Origin of the sequence: Wolbachia endosymbiont (group B) of Philonthus cognatus (genome assembly GCF_947179345.1) — a bacterium.
Taxonomy (GTDB): domain Bacteria; phylum Pseudomonadota; class Alphaproteobacteria; order Rickettsiales; family Anaplasmataceae; genus Wolbachia.
Map to the genome: position 1 here is coordinate 624,925 of NZ_CAMXBG010000002.1, position 15,888 is coordinate 640,812.

The 15,888-nt window shown below is 35.0% G+C and carries 19 protein-coding genes and 1 pseudogene; 17 read left to right on the top strand and 3 right to left on the bottom strand.

Annotated features, from left to right (window positions below; genetic code table 11):
- The first annotated feature begins 55 nt into the window (after nucleotides 1-55).
- Genes ONG78_RS04825 through ONG78_RS04865 form a run of 9 tightly spaced genes read left to right on the top strand, consistent with a single transcriptional unit; the run spans nucleotide 56 to nucleotide 4,597 of the window.
- Entirely contained in the window at nucleotides 56-427 is a 372-nt protein-coding gene (locus ONG78_RS04825; protein WP_264377806.1) for a head decoration protein, read from the top strand.
- A 32-nt stretch (nucleotides 428-459) separates the two neighbouring features.
- The gene (locus ONG78_RS04830) at nucleotides 460-1,464 is read left to right on the top strand and encodes a major capsid protein (RefSeq protein WP_264377807.1); all 1,005 of its coding nucleotides are present in this window, start codon (nucleotides 460-462) and stop codon (nucleotides 1,462-1,464) included.
- Nucleotides 1,464-1,775 carry a head-tail joining protein gene (locus ONG78_RS04835; RefSeq protein ID WP_264377808.1) on the top strand — a complete coding sequence of 104 codons (312 nt, stop codon included), beginning with the start codon at nucleotides 1,464-1,466 and terminating at the stop codon, nucleotides 1,773-1,775. Before ONG78_RS04830 ends, ONG78_RS04835 begins: the two co-directional genes overlap by 1 nt.
- Entirely contained in the window at nucleotides 1,772-2,281 is a 510-nt protein-coding gene (locus tag ONG78_RS04840) for a phage tail protein (RefSeq protein ID WP_405197778.1), read from the top strand. The genes ONG78_RS04835 and ONG78_RS04840 overlap by 4 nt, the downstream gene beginning before the upstream one ends.
- Nucleotides 2,278-2,754: a hypothetical protein gene (locus ONG78_RS04845; RefSeq protein ID WP_264377809.1), complete on the top strand. Its 477-nt coding sequence runs from the start codon at nucleotides 2,278-2,280 to the stop codon at nucleotides 2,752-2,754. Before ONG78_RS04840 ends, ONG78_RS04845 begins: the two co-directional genes overlap by 4 nt.
- On the top strand, nucleotides 2,741-3,205 hold the full coding sequence (locus ONG78_RS04850) for a phage baseplate assembly protein V (protein WP_264377810.1): 465 nt from the start codon (nucleotides 2,741-2,743) through the stop codon (nucleotides 3,203-3,205). The genes ONG78_RS04845 and ONG78_RS04850 overlap by 14 nt, the downstream gene beginning before the upstream one ends.
- On the top strand, nucleotides 3,202-3,456 hold the full coding sequence (locus ONG78_RS04855; RefSeq protein ID WP_264377811.1) for a PAAR domain-containing protein: 255 nt from the start codon (nucleotides 3,202-3,204) through the stop codon (nucleotides 3,454-3,456). Before ONG78_RS04850 ends, ONG78_RS04855 begins: the two co-directional genes overlap by 4 nt.
- Before the next feature lie 2 nt (nucleotides 3,457-3,458).
- Entirely contained in the window at nucleotides 3,459-3,794 is a 336-nt protein-coding gene (locus tag ONG78_RS04860) for a GPW/gp25 family protein (RefSeq protein ID WP_264377812.1), read from the top strand.
- A gap of 2 nt (nucleotides 3,795-3,796) precedes the next feature.
- Nucleotides 3,797-4,597: a baseplate assembly protein gene (locus ONG78_RS04865; protein ID WP_264377813.1), complete on the top strand. Its 801-nt coding sequence runs from the start codon at nucleotides 3,797-3,799 to the stop codon at nucleotides 4,595-4,597.
- Here the strand turns inward: ONG78_RS04865 and ONG78_RS08015 are convergent.
- Nucleotides 4,578-4,802 (bottom strand): HU family DNA-binding protein, encoded by a 225-nt coding sequence (locus ONG78_RS08015; RefSeq protein WP_405197779.1) that lies wholly within the window; start codon nucleotides 4,800-4,802, stop codon nucleotides 4,578-4,580. The genes ONG78_RS04865 and ONG78_RS08015 overlap by 20 nt on opposite strands.
- 90 nt (nucleotides 4,803-4,892) lie before the next feature.
- Between ONG78_RS08015 and ONG78_RS04870 the strand changes: the two genes are divergently transcribed.
- From ONG78_RS04870 to ONG78_RS04905, 8 genes and pseudogenes are all read left to right on the top strand, one after another.
- Nucleotides 4,893-6,059 (top strand): phage tail protein, encoded by a 1,167-nt coding sequence (locus ONG78_RS04870; protein WP_264377814.1) that lies wholly within the window; start codon nucleotides 4,893-4,895, stop codon nucleotides 6,057-6,059.
- A 168-nt stretch (nucleotides 6,060-6,227) separates the two neighbouring features.
- A pseudogene (locus tag ONG78_RS04875) lies at nucleotides 6,228-6,968 on the top strand (ankyrin repeat domain-containing protein).
- Between the two features lie 61 nt (nucleotides 6,969-7,029).
- Complete coding sequence (locus ONG78_RS04880) at nucleotides 7,030-7,602, top strand: ankyrin repeat domain-containing protein (RefSeq protein ID WP_264377815.1); 573 nt, start codon at nucleotides 7,030-7,032, stop codon at nucleotides 7,600-7,602.
- A gap of 184 nt (nucleotides 7,603-7,786) precedes the next feature.
- The gene (locus ONG78_RS04885) at nucleotides 7,787-7,945 is read left to right on the top strand and encodes a hypothetical protein (protein WP_264377816.1); all 159 of its coding nucleotides are present in this window, start codon (nucleotides 7,787-7,789) and stop codon (nucleotides 7,943-7,945) included.
- A 65-nt stretch (nucleotides 7,946-8,010) separates the two neighbouring features.
- Nucleotides 8,011-8,367 (top strand): ankyrin repeat domain-containing protein, encoded by a 357-nt coding sequence (locus tag ONG78_RS04890; RefSeq protein ID WP_264377817.1) that lies wholly within the window; start codon nucleotides 8,011-8,013, stop codon nucleotides 8,365-8,367.
- A gap of 44 nt (nucleotides 8,368-8,411) precedes the next feature.
- Nucleotides 8,412-8,843 carry a DUF2924 domain-containing protein gene (locus ONG78_RS04895; protein WP_264377818.1) on the top strand — a complete coding sequence of 144 codons (432 nt, stop codon included), beginning with the start codon at nucleotides 8,412-8,414 and terminating at the stop codon, nucleotides 8,841-8,843.
- 9 nt (nucleotides 8,844-8,852) lie between these two features.
- Nucleotides 8,853-10,346 carry a recombinase family protein gene (locus ONG78_RS04900; protein WP_264377819.1) on the top strand — a complete coding sequence of 498 codons (1,494 nt, stop codon included), beginning with the start codon at nucleotides 8,853-8,855 and terminating at the stop codon, nucleotides 10,344-10,346.
- 64 nt (nucleotides 10,347-10,410) lie between these two features.
- On the top strand, nucleotides 10,411-11,814 hold the full coding sequence (locus ONG78_RS04905; protein ID WP_264377820.1) for a WD_0033/WD_0034 family tandem repeat-containing protein: 1,404 nt from the start codon (nucleotides 10,411-10,413) through the stop codon (nucleotides 11,812-11,814).
- Nucleotides 11,815-11,923: 109 nt separating this feature from the next.
- Here ONG78_RS04905 and ONG78_RS04910 read toward each other — a convergent pair whose 3' ends face one another.
- A complete protein-coding gene (locus tag ONG78_RS04910) occupies nucleotides 11,924-15,052 on the bottom strand; it encodes a host RNA manipulator TomO (RefSeq protein ID WP_264377821.1) in 3,129 nt (1,042 codons plus the stop codon).
- The gene (locus ONG78_RS04915; RefSeq protein WP_264377822.1) at nucleotides 15,028-15,231 is read right to left on the bottom strand and encodes a hypothetical protein; all 204 of its coding nucleotides are present in this window, start codon (nucleotides 15,229-15,231) and stop codon (nucleotides 15,028-15,030) included. Before ONG78_RS04915 ends, ONG78_RS04910 begins: the two co-directional genes overlap by 25 nt.
- Between the last annotated feature and the right edge of the window lie 657 nt (nucleotides 15,232-15,888).

Below are 15,888 nucleotides of genomic sequence, written 5' to 3' on the forward strand. Positions count from 1 at the left end.
ACCGCCGTATATAGCATTGATAAAAGCGGCGGTAAGCAGTTAAGGAGAGAAATTTATGAGTTGTATAAGCGAACAAAATAATCTGGGTGACTTATTAAAGTATGAGGCATCAAGTCTATATTCAAGAGATCAGATAACAGTAGCAAAAGGGCAGAACCTAAAGCTTGGTACAGTAGTTGCCAAAAAGACGGACGATGGTTTTATTAGAGTACTTAATCCCATTGGAACAGATGGCACACAAACAGCAATAGGTGTAATAACAAGTGATGTAAACGCAACGGAAAACACCAAAGCAGTAATCATTACTCGTATAGCAATGCTAGCAGATCATGCAGTGGTGTGGCCAGCAAATATCACTGAGGAGCAAAAGGCTGAAGCAATAAAGCAACTTGAAGGACGAGGGATCATCCTTCGCAAGGGAGTTTAACTAAAATTAATAGGAAAAAAGGGAGAGAAAAAATGCAAAATCCATTTACAAATACAGCATTTAGCATGACGGCACTAACAAATGCGATGAATATATTGCCGATAAATTATGGACGAGTTGAAAATCTAAATTTATTTCCAAATAGGTCAGTAAGATTTAGACATATTACCATAGAAGAGCATAATGGAGTTTTAAGTCTATTGCCAACACAAGTTCCAGGAGCACCAGCAACAGTAGGAAAAAGAGGAAAAAGAAAGGTAAGAACATTTACGATTCCACATATTCCACATGATGATGTAGTGTTACCAGAGGAAGTACAAGGAATAAGGGCATTTGGATCAGAGAGTGAACTTAAAGCGCTTGCAGATGTAATAACTGATCATTTGCAGCTAATGAGAAACAAACATGCAATAACGTTGGAGCATTTGCGAATGGGAGCGCTCAAAGGAATAATTTTAGATGCTGATGGGTCAGAATTATTAAATCTGTACAACGAATTTGAAATCACGCCAAAAGTAGTAAATTTTGCCCTTGGAACAGCAACAACAGATGTAAAGCGTAAGTGTCTGGAAGTATTGCGACATATTGAAGACAACTTAAGTGGTGAATATATGACGGGAATTCATGCACTCATAAGCCCTGAGTTTTTTGATGCACTTACTTCTCATACTAAAGTGAAAGAAGCATATGAGAGATGGCAAGAAGGAGCAGCGCTTCGGAATGATATGAGGTCAGGGTTTACGTTCTGTGGAATAACGTTTGAGGAATATAGAGGGCAAGCAACTGACCCTGAAGGAACCGTAAGAAGATTTATAGAAAGAGATACAGGGCACTGTTTTCCACTAGGAACAGCGAGCACATTTACAACATATTTTGCACCAGCAGACTTTAATGAGACAGTAAATACTCTTGGACAGCCACTATATGCAAAACAAGAGCCAAGGAGGTTTGATAGAGGAACTGATTTACATACACAGTCAAATCCTCTGCCAATGTGCCATCGTCCGGCAGTTTTGGTAAAAATTAGTTCTAGTTGATGAATATAGGGAGATTATTAGAAGATTGTTTTGATCATCTAGGAGTGGAAGCCATATATTGTAATCGAAATAAGGAAGGTATTCGTAAAATAAAAGTGCTAATTAAACGTCCTGAGACTACGTACTCTCTAGGTGCAGATGGAGCATTAACTCAGCAAATTGCTTCTGTAGAAATACGTGATCAGGACGTTACTTCCTTTAGCATAGGTGATTATATCAAGATTGAAAAAAGGTTCTACAAGATTTTTGAACCACCGTTAAAAGATTCTTCGAGTGAAATATGGAAAATTGAGGCAATAGAAAGTGTTTGATTAGTAACAATATTAATGAAATAATCTCCAATATTGAAAGAAAAGAGCAGAAAATAAAACTGGCAACTATAAAAGCGTTAAACAAAACGGCACTATGGTTAAAAGCGCAAGCAGCTAAGGAAATCAGTGAGGAAAAGAAGATAAAATTAAGTTTGATAAGAAAGAGATTAAGAATTTTTAAAGCAAAAACAAGCAGATTAGAAGTGTTAATTAGAGCAAATCTCTATGACATTAGAGCATCGACAATTGGCAAAATACAAAAAACAAGAAGAGGATCGAAAGTAGGAAAGCACCAATTTATAGGAGGATTTGCAGCAGTTATGCCAAAAGGAAATAGCGGTATGTTTAAACGTGAAGGAAGAGCAGCATTGCCAATAAAGGAAGTAAAACTACCGCTGGAACCAGAGGCTTCAAGGATAATAGGAAATCTTGTTAATTATGAGGTTGAGAAAGTATTTACAAAATTTTTTGAACGTGAATTAAGTTATATTACAGAAAGTGTATGAATTTCAAAGATTTGCATAACGCAATCTGCACTACGCTGAAGAAAGAAATTTCTGTGATACAAACATGCGAAGTATATCCAGCAATAAGGAAAGAATTAGTAGCGCCAGCGGTATTTGTAGAGCTTGTGAGTTTAGAATCGGGAAAAGATCCTGGAACAGAGGAATTAGCCCTGAAAGCAAGATTTGAAGCGAGAATTGTAGTTGATGGAACAGTCGAGTATTCCTCGTTAGTTGTAAGGTCATTAGCAGCAGAAGTAGCAAGAGTAGTAAATAAAAATACTTGGAACGTAAAAAATATTTCTCCTGCTGAATTTCTCTCTGCAGAGCCTGATGGATTTAGACCCGAATTAGATGCATATTTGGTGTGGATGGTTGATTGGAGTCATCAGCTTCATTTAGGTAAATCGATATGGACAGAAAATAAGATTAAGCCACATACCATAAACGTGGGAAATATAAATGTTGGATCATAATTTTGCAATTTCAGAGCTAAGTAGAAAATTAGCGAATATCATTCGTATAGGAGTTGTAAAAGAAATAGATTATGAAAAAGCAAAAGTAAGAGTTAAAATAGGAGATATTGTAACAGATTATCTGCCATGGATAACAAGTAAAGCAGGAAAAGATAGAGATTGGTCTCCGCCAGATATTGATGGACAGGTTATGGTATTTTCTCCTCTTGGTGAACTATCATTAGGAGTGGTGTTAGCAGGAATATATCAGGAAAAATACCATGCACCAGAGAATAAAAAAGAAATAAATAGTATAAAATTTCAAGATGGAACAAGATTGTTATATGATAAAGAAAGACATCATTTAGAGATTGAAGTAGTAGATAAAATAACACTGAAAGCTGGGGAATCGAGCATAGAAATGACAAAAAGTGGAATAAAACTGAAAGCAGAAAGGATCGACTTAAATTGAACAAAGGAATAGTGAGGTTAGGAGACTACTGTGGAGAAGCTATACCACATTTCTGCATTAGCGGCAGTAATAATGTTTTTGTAAACGGTAAGTCAATGTGTAGACAAGGAGACAGTTTTAGTGAAGGAAGAGCATTAACTGAAGGATCAAAAACAGTGTTTGCGAATGGTCTTAGTGTAGGAAGAGTAGGAGATATAGTTTCATGTGGTTTTAAAGTAATAAAAGGTAGTGAAAACGTGTTTGCAGGCTAAAAATGCGTGGGATGAGCAATAAAACTGGAAAAGCGTTAGAAGGAATAGAGCACTTAAAGCAATCGATAATTGATATACTAACCACTCCAGTAAACAGTAGAATAATGAGGAGAGATTATGGCTCAAGATTATTTGAATTGGTGGATAAGCCAATAAATAGAGATTTAACTTTGGAAATCTATTCAGCAGTAGCAGAAGCTCTACAAAGGTGGGAGGAAAGATTTAAGCTAGAAAAAGTAAAAATGACAGAGGTGAAAGAAGGAAAAGTAACGCTTGACCTAGAAGGATTATACTTACTAAGCGGGAAAAACATTCATTTTGATGAAATTGTAGTTTAAAGATGCAGCAGCTAAATATTGTAGAAAAGCTAAGTTATGAAGAAATCTTTTCGAGAATGAAGGAAGAGTTAGTCCGTAGAGATGAAACCTTTTCAGCATTAGTTGAAAGTGATCCAGCGATAAAGATTCTTGAGGTAGCAGCATGGAGGGAATTGTTACTAAGACAAAGAATAAATGAGGCAGTAAAAAGTAATGTACTGAAGTTTGCAATGGGAGAAGATCTTGATAATTTAGCTGAGTTTTATGGTGTAGAAAGGGAAAAAGGGGAAGATGATGAACGATTTAGAAAAAGAATTAAAGCAAAGATAGTAGGCTCAAGCACGTGTGGAAGCAAGGAGTATTATAGGTATTATGCACTGTCAGCAGATAGTAGAGTAAAAGATGCACTAGTGGAATCACCTATACCAGGGAAAGTACAAATTTCAATCTTATCAACACAATTATCCACAACTGGCATAGTGTCAGAAGAGCTACTAGAAATTGTAAAAAAGCAGGTTACTAGAGATGATATAAGGGTTTTAACAGATACAGTAACAGTAATTGGTTGCAATATTACGGAAATAGATATTCACAGCAGAATGAGCATAAGTCCTGTAATATCGAAGGAGGAAATCAAGAAGCAGTTCATTAAGAAGTTTGAAGCAAATAGAAGGCTGGGATGGAATGTTACAAGATCTTGGATAATAGCAAATTTGTTTGTAGAGGGTGTAGAAAACGTAGAATTAATCGAGCCAAGAGAGGATGTTGTGGTTCTGGGGAATGAGTGTGCAGTGCTTGGCTACGTCAAGTTAGATAGGATTTAAAACGTATTTTTTTGCTTTGTGGAATCATAAAAGTTTCACCAGTGAGAGGATTACGTGCAATAAGTGGTTTAAGGTTTACTGGATAAAAATGACCAATGTTAGGGAGACGAAAGTATTGATTTTCTTCCAGAAGTTGTAACTTATTTTTTAAAGTATGGATAATATGGTTAAATATTATGGAAAGTGTTTTCGATATTAAGAACATCTTTATTTTTGATCAGTTCTGCAATGATCTCTTGCTTACTCATAAGCTACCTAAATAAAGGAAATTAAAGCAACTTGAAAGAAAAGACAAATGAAAAGTTTATTACCGCCAAACGCAACAAAGCAAGAGCGAGCACTGGTTAATGCAATCGATTATAAAGTTGATCCAAGCAGGATAAGAGGATTTAAATTTAGCCTAGGGGAAAAAGTATTGCCGTGGTTGGTTGAAGAATACGGGTTAGAAGAAATTCTACGCTGGGCAAAAGACAAAAGAAGAGCGATAAAAGAAGGGGTAGAATTTCAGCGTTTAAGAGGAACACCAGCATCCCTGAAAATAGCATTAAAATGGGCAAATATAGATGATATTACAATCATTGAGGAACCTCCAGGAAAACATTTCTTTGAATTACAGATAGGGATAAGAGACGTACCAAATGATTTCTTTGTAGATGCAGTAGTAGAGCTTGCAAAACTATCATTGCCTGCAAGATCGAGACTAATGAGAATTTTTAACGATCACTACAACATTGGTAGGTTCATTTTAGATGAAAGTTTTTTTGGAAATTTGTTATCGGATTACTCAGGTGTAAAAATAGAAGAAGATGGACCGGTGTTATCATTTGGGAGAGTAAATTTTTTCAGGTCTAGTGGTCCAGTTATTAGGATTATAGAAAACTATCTACGCGATCATTATGAACGAGCTTTAAGCAATGATATATATCGCCTAGATGTAGCAATACTTGGAGAAACCGAGCCTCACACAAAGAATTATAACGGTATTTATGAAAGAAATCATGTGTGGTATAACTTCAAAGCGCTATATCCGCTACCACAGAGCTTATTACCTGAGATTAAGTTTGCGAAAGCGCAGATAGTATTATCAGATAGCTGGAACTTGGGGGAAATAAACGCATGTTTTCCAGTTGGTAGTGTGGAAGAAAAAGGAAGTAAATTTTTACTAGGAAGTAGCAAACTATCTGAACAACTGTGGAATTTAAAATACAAGCCAATTTTAGAAAGGTTTAGCGTTACTCACCACTACAAAGTAGAAGATTTTACCAACCAGAAAGTTATAAGATTTGGTGTGGCAGAACACTATGTTCATTTTGAAAACAATTTAGATTTAAAGCAAAAGGACGCAATACACGAGTTAGAAAGTTACATTTTGGTATTTTACCCAGGCGTACTAACGTGGCACGAACATCGACATTTGAACAGAAGTTGGAAAAATAGTCAAGTAATATCTATAATAAGTTAAGTACTTATATTTATATCCTCATATATTATGTTAATAATAGGTAAAAGTGTATGAAATAAAAAGAAAAAGACTTGCTTTCTCATGCTAAAACGGACATGACTTGAATAGCAGCAGGTAAACATAAGAAATTTGTCTGGCGCTAGAAAAGCTAATTTTGTGAGGTATGCAATGGGGTTCAACGAAGAAAAGAGAGAATCTTTTAGTAAGTTTTTTAAAGAAGTATCAAGTAACGGATTTAAAAATATTAATAAAAGAAATGAAGAAGGAGAGACGATATTACACCAAGCAGTAGAAATCTCTGATTACAAAACAGTAAGGTTATTAATAAATAAAGGAGCAAATGTTAATGCAAGAGATAAAAAGGGTTATACACCACTACACTGTGCAGTATTTGCGAAAAGCTTAGAAAATGTAAAAGTACTGCTAAGAGAAGGAGCAGAAGTAAATGCCACTCAATATGTCAGTGGATGTACGCCATTGCACTCTGCATGCAAAATAGGAGGAGCAGGAATTGAAATAATAAAAGAGCTAGTAAAGGCCGGAGCTGAAGTTAATCAACTGAATAAGTAAGGTGCAACACCAATGTATTACATATGGGAAAGTGAAAAGTATCGTCTATGTGATAGCAAAGAGAGTGAAAAGGCAAGTAAATTCTTAAGAGAACAAGGAGGAATAACAAAAAGTAGAGAACTGACGTGCTATGGAATAGAGATGCTAGTGAGAGAAATAGCAGACATGTTGAATAGGAGCTATTTACCTGAGTTAAAAATAATAGAGATAGGAGAAATAAGGAAGAAAGATAAGTCACTAATAAAGGAAGAATGTAAAAATTTAGCAAGCAAGATAATGAGCCAAGTGAACGAAATGATAGATGAAGTGTTGAAGGCAGACTTAAGCAAGATGTGGTGAGGAGGGAGCTCAAAAAAAAGAGTTTGGTTGCGAAAATTTCAAAGGGAAAGTGAGGTATGTTATGTCAAGGAAAGAAGCAAGGAATGTTTTTGATAGGTTATTGAAAGCATTATCAGAAAACAGGTTTCAACAAATAAATGAAAAAGACGCAGCAGGTTGCACAATATTGCACCGAGCAGCACAGGTGTCAGAGCCAGAAGTAATAAAGTTATTAATAGAAAAAGGAGCAGGTACAAACGATAGAAACAATAGAGGCGAGACACCGTTGCACCTAGCAGCGTTTTTAGGAAGAAGAAAAAATGTGAAAGTGCTGATAGAAGGAGGAGCTACAGTAAATGCAAAATCAAACAATAAAGCAGTACCACTACACTTAGCCTGTTTAGCAAGAAGAATAGGAACAATAGAAGAGCTGATAAATGCAGGAGGAGATCTTGATACAGTAGATAAATTTGGATGTAGCCCACTAAACTATGCAAAAATTTACCCGAAAGTGACAAGTTATCTAGAAAAGAAGGGAGTGAATATGAGAGATGTAGAAGTGATGTATGGAGAAGCAAACAAGGCAATAGAGGAGGTAATGGAGAAACGAAACGTAAATGAATTACAACTAGAGGAGGTAGATTTAACAGATTAAGCATGTAGATTTATATCTTAATATAATATGTGGAAAAAATGTGTAAATTTAGCAAAAAAAACTTGCTTTTTATGCCGAAACAGCCCTAAGTGAAAAAGTAGCTGGTAAATAAACAAGATTTGCTAAGCGCTAAAGTGAGCCAAATTGGAGCCACTTTATATTGCATTAATAGCTGAGGAAAGTTATGGTAAAATTTAGTCAGAAAGAAAGAGAAGAGTTTAATAAGGCGTGGAAAGAAGTATTAGATAACTCAATAGAAGATATTAATAAAAAAGACACAAAAGGAAGGACGATACTACATTACGCGGTGGGAATGCCAGATCCAAAAAAAGTGAATTATTAATCAAAAAGGGAGCAGATGTAGATGCAGCAGATGCCGGGAAATATAGACCACTACACCTAGCAGTGATGGGGCAACGTCTAGAAAATATAAAAGAGCTGATAAAGGCAGGAGTCGATGTAAACGCAGTGGAACGAAGTAGCAAATTTGCTCCGTTGCATCTTGCCTGCATGGTGGCAGAGATAAAAATAGTAGAAGAGCTAGTAAAAGCGGGAGGGAATGTAGAGCAAAAGGATAAATCTGGCAAAACGCCAATGGATTATGCGAGAAATAGTAAAGAGATAAAAGAAGTGTTAGAGAACGTAAAAATGGCAAATAAGCAGAGAGAGTTTATAGAAAGAGTAAGGGTTGTATCGGAAAGCACGGCAGCAGGTGTGATAGTGGCAAAGGAGGAGCTAGAAACTGTGGATGAAAAAGTGCTATAGCGTTTTTAAAAATTCAGAAGTGCTGTGTTTGAAAAGGTGATTATATGGAAAAAAAAGTAGAAAAAGAGGTAAAATGTTTAGAGAAAAAAGCGTTGGAAGAGCTGAGGAAAATATGGAAGAAGGTATTTGAGGAAGAGGCACCTAGATACTCAAAGAAATATCTGATACCAAGATTGGCGTATAGGATACAGGAGAAAGCGTATGGAGAAATGTCAAGAAAAGGTGCCAAAAGACTGGAATACCTAGCAGATCGGCTAGAGAAGGGAAAAAGAATAAGTAGCGATAAACTGCCAGCAGTGGGAACAGAGCTGATATTAGAAAGGGGTGAAGAAACGCATGCAATAATGGTAGTGGATACAGGATTGATCTACAGAGAAGAATTTTACACGTCATTATCAGCAGTGGCAGGAAAAATAATGGGAATGAGCTACAACGGACCTTTATTATTCGGGATGCGTGATAAAAGTGGAAATTGAGGAGAGAGAATGCTAAAAGAGGTAAGGTGTGCGATATATACAAGAAAATCAAATGAGGATGGGCTAGAACAAAAGTTTAATAGTCTTGATGCGCAGCGAGTAGCATGTGAAAAGTACATAAAGAGCAGAGAAGGGTGGGTAGTATTGCCCAAAAGGTACGATGATGGCGGATTTTCAGGAAAAAATTTAGAAAGACCAGCAATAAGGGAGTTGTTTGAAGATGTAAAGGCAGGAGAAGTGGACTGTGTGGTAGTATATACGCTAGACAGGTTATCAAGGGAAACAAAGGACAGCATCGAAGTAACGTCATTTTTTAGAAGGCACCGAGTAAATTTTGTAGCAGTAACGCAGATATTTGACAATAATACGCCAATGGGAAAGTTTGTACAAACAGTGTTATCAGGAGCAGCACAACTAGAAAGAGAGATGATTGTAGAGAGAGTAAAAAATAAAATAGCAACATCAAAAGAGCAAGGATTATGGATGGGAGGAACTTTGCCATTTGGGTATGATGTAAAAGATAAAGAGTTAATAATAAATGAGAAAGAAGCAAAAACAGTAAAGCATATATTTGAAAGATATTTGGAGCTGAAGTCAATGGCAGAGTTGGCAAGAGAGTTAAACAGAGAAGGATACCGAACAAAATCAGATATCTTTAAAAAGGCAACGGTGAGGAGAATAATAACAAATCCAATATATGTGGGAAAGATAAGACATTATGAGAAAGAGTATGAAGGAAAGCATGAAGCAATAATAGAGGAAGAAAAATGGCAAAAAGCACAAGAATTAATAAGGAATCAGCCATATAGAAAAGCAAAATATGAGGAAGCGCTGCTTAGAGGAATAATTAAGTGCAAGAACTGCGGTGTAAATATGACGCTGACATACTCAAAAAAGGAGAATAAAAGGTACCGATATTATGTGTGCAATAACCATTTAAGGGGGAAGGATTGTGGATCAGTGAACCGAACAATAGTAGCAGGAGAAGTAGAAAAAGAAGTAATGAAGAGAGCGGAGCAGCTATATGAAAATTGGAAAGAAAAGACCGAAGAAAAATGGAAAAATTTAAGTTTTAGAAGACAGAAAGAAGTAGTGAAAAAGTTAATAAAGGGAGTGATGGTAAAAGAAGATGAAATAGAAGTGTGTTTAGAGGATAAGGTGGAATTTATACCAATGTGGTTAAAAAAGAAAGGAAAGAAATGCACAGTAATAGAACCAGAAGGCAAAACAAACAATGCGCTACTGAAAGGAGTGGTAAGAGCCCACCTATGGAAACGGCAACTAGAAGAAGGGAAATATGCAAGTGTAGGAGAACTGAGTGCCAAAATTAATATAGGTACAAGACGTATACAGCAAATTTTAAGGTTAAATTATTTAGCACCAAAGATTAAGGAAGACATAGTGAATGGGAGACAGCCAAGAGATTTGAAGTTGGTTGACTTGAGAGAAATACCAATGCTATGGAGTGAGCAGATGGATAAGTTTTACAAATTGGTGCCTTAATTAAGCAATTAATAAGTTATTAATGTAACTAATTTATAAAATTAAATGTTGTAGAGAAAGAAATATGATGCCAAAGTTCAAAAAGACCAAGAACGAAAAAAATATAACCTATAAGCTGGCAGGTGATCAGGATAATTTTACAAATGAAGATAAAAAAAAGCTTTTCAAGCTATTAAAGAAGATAGAAAACGGTGAAAATATTAGTGAGAAATTTAATAAATCTAATTACAACACACAGAAACTTCTTACAAAAAAAATAATTTACAAGGATGAGGAAAAGGAAGGGACTCTGACGCTACTGTGCCAATCTATGTTCTATAAAAATAATCAAGCTTTTGAGGAGCTTTTACAAGAAGCAATAAATCAAGGAATTTTACAGGATGTTCTTAGTGAGAAATTGACCCAAAAATTGCCAAATGGTCTAACAATAACTTACACGGCACTGGTATCCTGCATGGAAAATAGTAAAGCTATTAGAACAGTTCTAGAAGCTTCTAAAAAGAATGGTATTTTAGAAGAAATTCTCAACCAGAAAGTGAAAGTGGAGAAAGCAGAAAACCAAGAAATAAGCTATACACTACTTGACTATGCTAATAAACACAATTGCAAAGAAAGTGCAAAGATCCTCAAGGAATTTGAAGAAATTCTAAATATAGAAGTTAAAAATGATATGCCTGTAAGTGATAATGCTGAAACTAGATGTGAAGATGTCAATAAAGACTATGAAATACATGAATCTAGGATTGTAAGCAGTGAAGAAGCTCGAAATATTTTAATAGAAAGTGAAAATCCTCTCATGTGTGAAAGCAACAAAGAAGCTGAGAACTCTTTTGATGAGCAAGAGCTAAACGCTTCTGACAACCTATTTCCCAAACTATGTTGTGACATCGATGCTGCAGGCAAAGAGAAAGAACCATTAACGATTGCAAAACAGCAAAAAGAGGCAATTACAATTGATTTAGAATCAAAAGAGAAACTTATGCGTGACTTAGTATATGAGGAAGAATGTAAAGATAATCTGAATACATCGACTATAGAGCATAAAAGTGCTGTTGACTTTGTACCTTTAATAGGAGATTATGAAGATGACAATCAATTAATATACGAAAAAAGTACCACTGCTTCAACAGAAACTGTTGCACAAGGTCTAAATGCCTCTGATAGCCTTTCTTCTTCCAAACCATATTTTTATAGTGAATTTGGCAAAGGAAATACTGCAGATGAAAAAGAAAAACTGCTAATACAACAAAGACAGGCAATCGTGGTCGGTAGTGCTGGTGTAGTGTTACTGGTAAGCAGCATTGCATTGTATATCATGAAAATGCCTGTAGTAGTAGCAGTTGTGGGAATAGCTGGATTGGCGTGTATAGGTTTTGCGCTGTATAATGCCATAAAGCCCGGCACAAAGCTAGAAAAAGTGGAAGATATAGAACAACCAATTGTTAAGTTTTCTTTAAACCAGATATAAATTCAAAAGAGTGGTAGAATATTCATGATCACCAAGCAAAAACTTTAAAAAACGAAATAAGATAATCTATTTAGAAGAATCTCTGAATTATTATGGAATCACTGAATATTTAAGTAACATCTCTCGCTATTTTTTCTTGAACATTGCTATTTTCAAGGGAACTTGAAGGCCTGCTATGGCAATATACAATTGTAGCGGCAACCAGACAACAAGCTCCAACTGCTATTCCCACTGCTAACATTTCTAAATAAACTGCAATAGCTATTCCTGTAGCAACTCCGGTTATTGCTAACATAGAAGCAGCTATCACAGGCAACTTACTTTTTGCATCTTGTGGAGCAGGGTTGTTTTTGTTTGGATAACTAGGTTGTTTGCTGTTGCCTTGAGCATTTTTTGACACAGGTTCAGTAGGCTGAACAAGAGCTTGTTTTTTCTCATCACCCTCAACACCTGTATTGCTAGGCTTGCTGTCAACAACTAAAGTTTTTGGTTGCGTGTTTTGCATAGCAGCATCATCTTGGTGCTCTTCAGGCATGACTTTATCATGTTCACCATCATTTTGGCTGCCTTGTGTAATTACTACAGACTCTTTTCCATCACTTCTAGATGTCGAAACATCCTCACTTACAGAACTTGATACTGTAGGTACTGTTAAATTTTGCTGATCATCTTGCTCGTCATTTAGGTTATCAGGCTCGGATTTAGATTCTTCAGTGGCCATTGAAGGCATTTTTGACGCTATTGCAGTAGCTACAGACCCTATTGTTTCAATTACAGATATTCCTACTTCATTAATTTCTTCAAATGGATAATTAATACTAGAACCTGAAGAATCCCCAGCAGACTTATCACTTTCAAGCTTAGAATAACCATCATCCTCAGAATTCGGTGAATCTGATTCACTTTCTTTAAGCTCTACCACAGGGACTTCTTGGCTACCTGCAGCAGCACCAATACTTTTACTTTCTACTGTAAGAAATTCTCTGATTTCTTTAATCTTATTTTTAGACTCTTGATCTTTCTTCCCAACTTGTGTCTCATCAGCTTTCTCCAAAGCCCAATTAATGATTCGTTCTGCATTATTGCCCTCTTGCTTTATCCGTTCTACTAAACATTTTACTGCTTGAGAATCAAGACTGAAGATAGCATCAGACAACTCTTTTCTTGTATTTTGGTCACTACTATGCATTCTATCCTCCTTAAAATTATCACTTATAAGCCCCATTATTGAAACCACCATGCTATCTAGTATATCACTTTCTCCCTTTTGTGTAAGAACATCTTTTGTTATAACTGGAATTTCTAATTCATCTGCAACGTTATTACTTCTTTTTCGTATTATAAAAGTTCCAGGAGTTTGGTACATTTCATCCCACAAATCTTGACGTTCATGACAGGAACATTCTTGCACATCAATGGAAAATTGTAGAATATTTCTAATTTGCATTAAACTGAATATTAGATTAATATTCTTTTGACGTTTATTGTTTTTTGGATCTTTAGTGTATTCATCATATGCTATGTAAGCAGTCTGAGCTAATCCATTTACAATACCTGGCAAATAGCTGTAATTATATTCACGTAAAGCTTCAGATTGTAATAATTTTTTTTCCTTTTCCAGGTCTTCTATGCGCTTTTCTATGCTAGATTTAAAAATCCCACACTCCTCTTGAAAAATTACGTTAATTGCACCCTCTTCTGTGTATAAGTAACATGCTTTCTTGATTAAGGAGTAATCTTCTTGGCCTGTTGAGTAGTGTGTTGCACTTCTCAGTATATTCCGTATGGCTTGCCTGACTACTTGCTTATGTGATACGTTTTGATAGATTTTTTTAGTGTAAGAAAGTGCATTGACTATAACGTTTATGTTTTCAATATTAGACAATGCAACTAGAACCGATTCATATGTTTCATCAAATTCGTTATTTTTAAGTTTATGATCAAGATAATTAATAACATCATTGACGCTTTCAGCACATTCTTTGCATATGTACTCAATAAATGTAACATTGCCAGCATCCAATGCGGTTTTCAGAATTAAATCATAAATTTCTTTTCTGCCACGAGTTCCTATGTTTTTCAGGATCTGTTGCCTTAGTATTGTAATAACTTTATCATCTGTAAATGCTTGTTTATATACATTATAAATGGCACGATCTGCACTATTAGTGTATCGTTTACACAAGTATTCAACGACAGATATGTGTTCTTGGCTTATCGCAGTTTCTAACAAAGTAACAAAACTGTTTTTTAACAGATCTTTTTTATCCGGATTATTAATATATCCTTCAAACGCACCTAGCACTATCACGATAAATTCTTCATTTTCGATCAGAGATGCTGTTTCAAGCACACCATACAAAGGATCAGGATTACTTGTTTTTAATACTTGTTCAAGATCTTTTAAGATGAATTCAACAAAAACTGTGTCTAATAAATTTCGTTCTTTTCTTAATGCTATAGCTGAGAAGAAGCCAATCTTATTAGGTTCAATAAATTGTATGGCTTGATCTTTTAATCCTCTATAAATCCAATCGGTACCATGGAATTTTCCTATAAAAGCTTCAATATATTTTTGACCACCAACAAGTAAAGGTAAAAGACTCAAATTTCCTTCAGCAAAAAGTATGCCCTGATATTGTTCTATCAGCTTATTATTAGCTGCAATTGCCATTAATACCAATTCTTTTACTAAATAATCACACTTGAAATTCTCCTGATCAAAATTATACTGTGATAGTATATTTGAGTATATATGCTGGTGATCGCTTCTACCTCGTAAATCTAAGTTAAGTTGTTGCTCACAAAAACTCTTTAAATTTACATTATCCAGAATAATAGACCTGCCTTCATAATTTTCAATATTTTGTACAACCCTGTCTAATTCTTCACAATCATCTTCCCTTATAGCTTGATTTAAGATATTTATTATTTTAGTTAAAGTTAAATTTTTAGGAATAATGTCATATGAATCTTCATCTTTCGACTCTACAGTAAATGATCTATCACAACCATCAGGAAAGTTTGTAAGTATTGCATTCTCTAGACTCAGATCTTCAGGGAGTGTATCACATAGATTAGCTTGTATCTCTTGATTTTCGCCATCTAAAACTTCAAACTCTTCCTTTTCTTCGATGCCTGAATCTCCAGAATAGCGACGATCTTTGGTTATTTCTTGATTTTCTTCTGTGCCCAAATTAACACAACTTAAATCTAGAGAGTCAGTTTGATTAACCATATCTTATCTCCTATTAATAACCAATTAAGTATAGCGCCAAACAATAATCTTGCCAAGCAAATCATTAATTCCTTGACAAATAGGCTATCATTATCATCCATCTCTCCGCCTTCCACGATACAAGCAATATTTTTTGAATGAGCATTTTTTAGGTAAAATATTGCAATAACTAGTAGCAACAACAATTTAATTATTTACTTGTCCAAAAATCTAAAAAAGTACGTATATTTGTGAGAATAAGTTGCACAAAAACAGGGTTATGAAAATAAGAGCCTGGAATTTTTGCAACAAAGTTAGGCAAGCCAGTTCGTACGCAGATTTAGAGAAAGTGAGCCAATATAGCTAATTTTAGCGTATAATAAAATCACCATATAAAAAAGTTCGCACGAATCAAGCGGTAGTCCAATCCATACCAAAAAAACTTGTTCTCACCGCACTTGGTTTTGAGCGCTGAAAATGGTTGATTTACTTGAGATATTAATAATATAGTTTACTGAATTAATAGTAATTCATTTGAGAATAAAAAGAAAAATTTATGATAATTTTACATTTCAAATCGATATTGTTCTTTTTATAAAAAATATTCCTATACTGCGCAAGGTCAAGTTTTAACCACATCAATTTTTCTTTCAAATTAAATCTTATCTTTTACAATGGGTCTTACGTTTAAATTATTTGATACCCAAAATTAAGGAAGCCATTTTAAACGGCACACAACCTCAGCATCTAAAACTAGCTGATTTGAAGGAAATATCACTCTCATGAGAGGAGCAAATGAAGGTGCTTTACGGACAAGAGTCTTAATAATAGTCTTCTATATTATTGTTAATAAACAC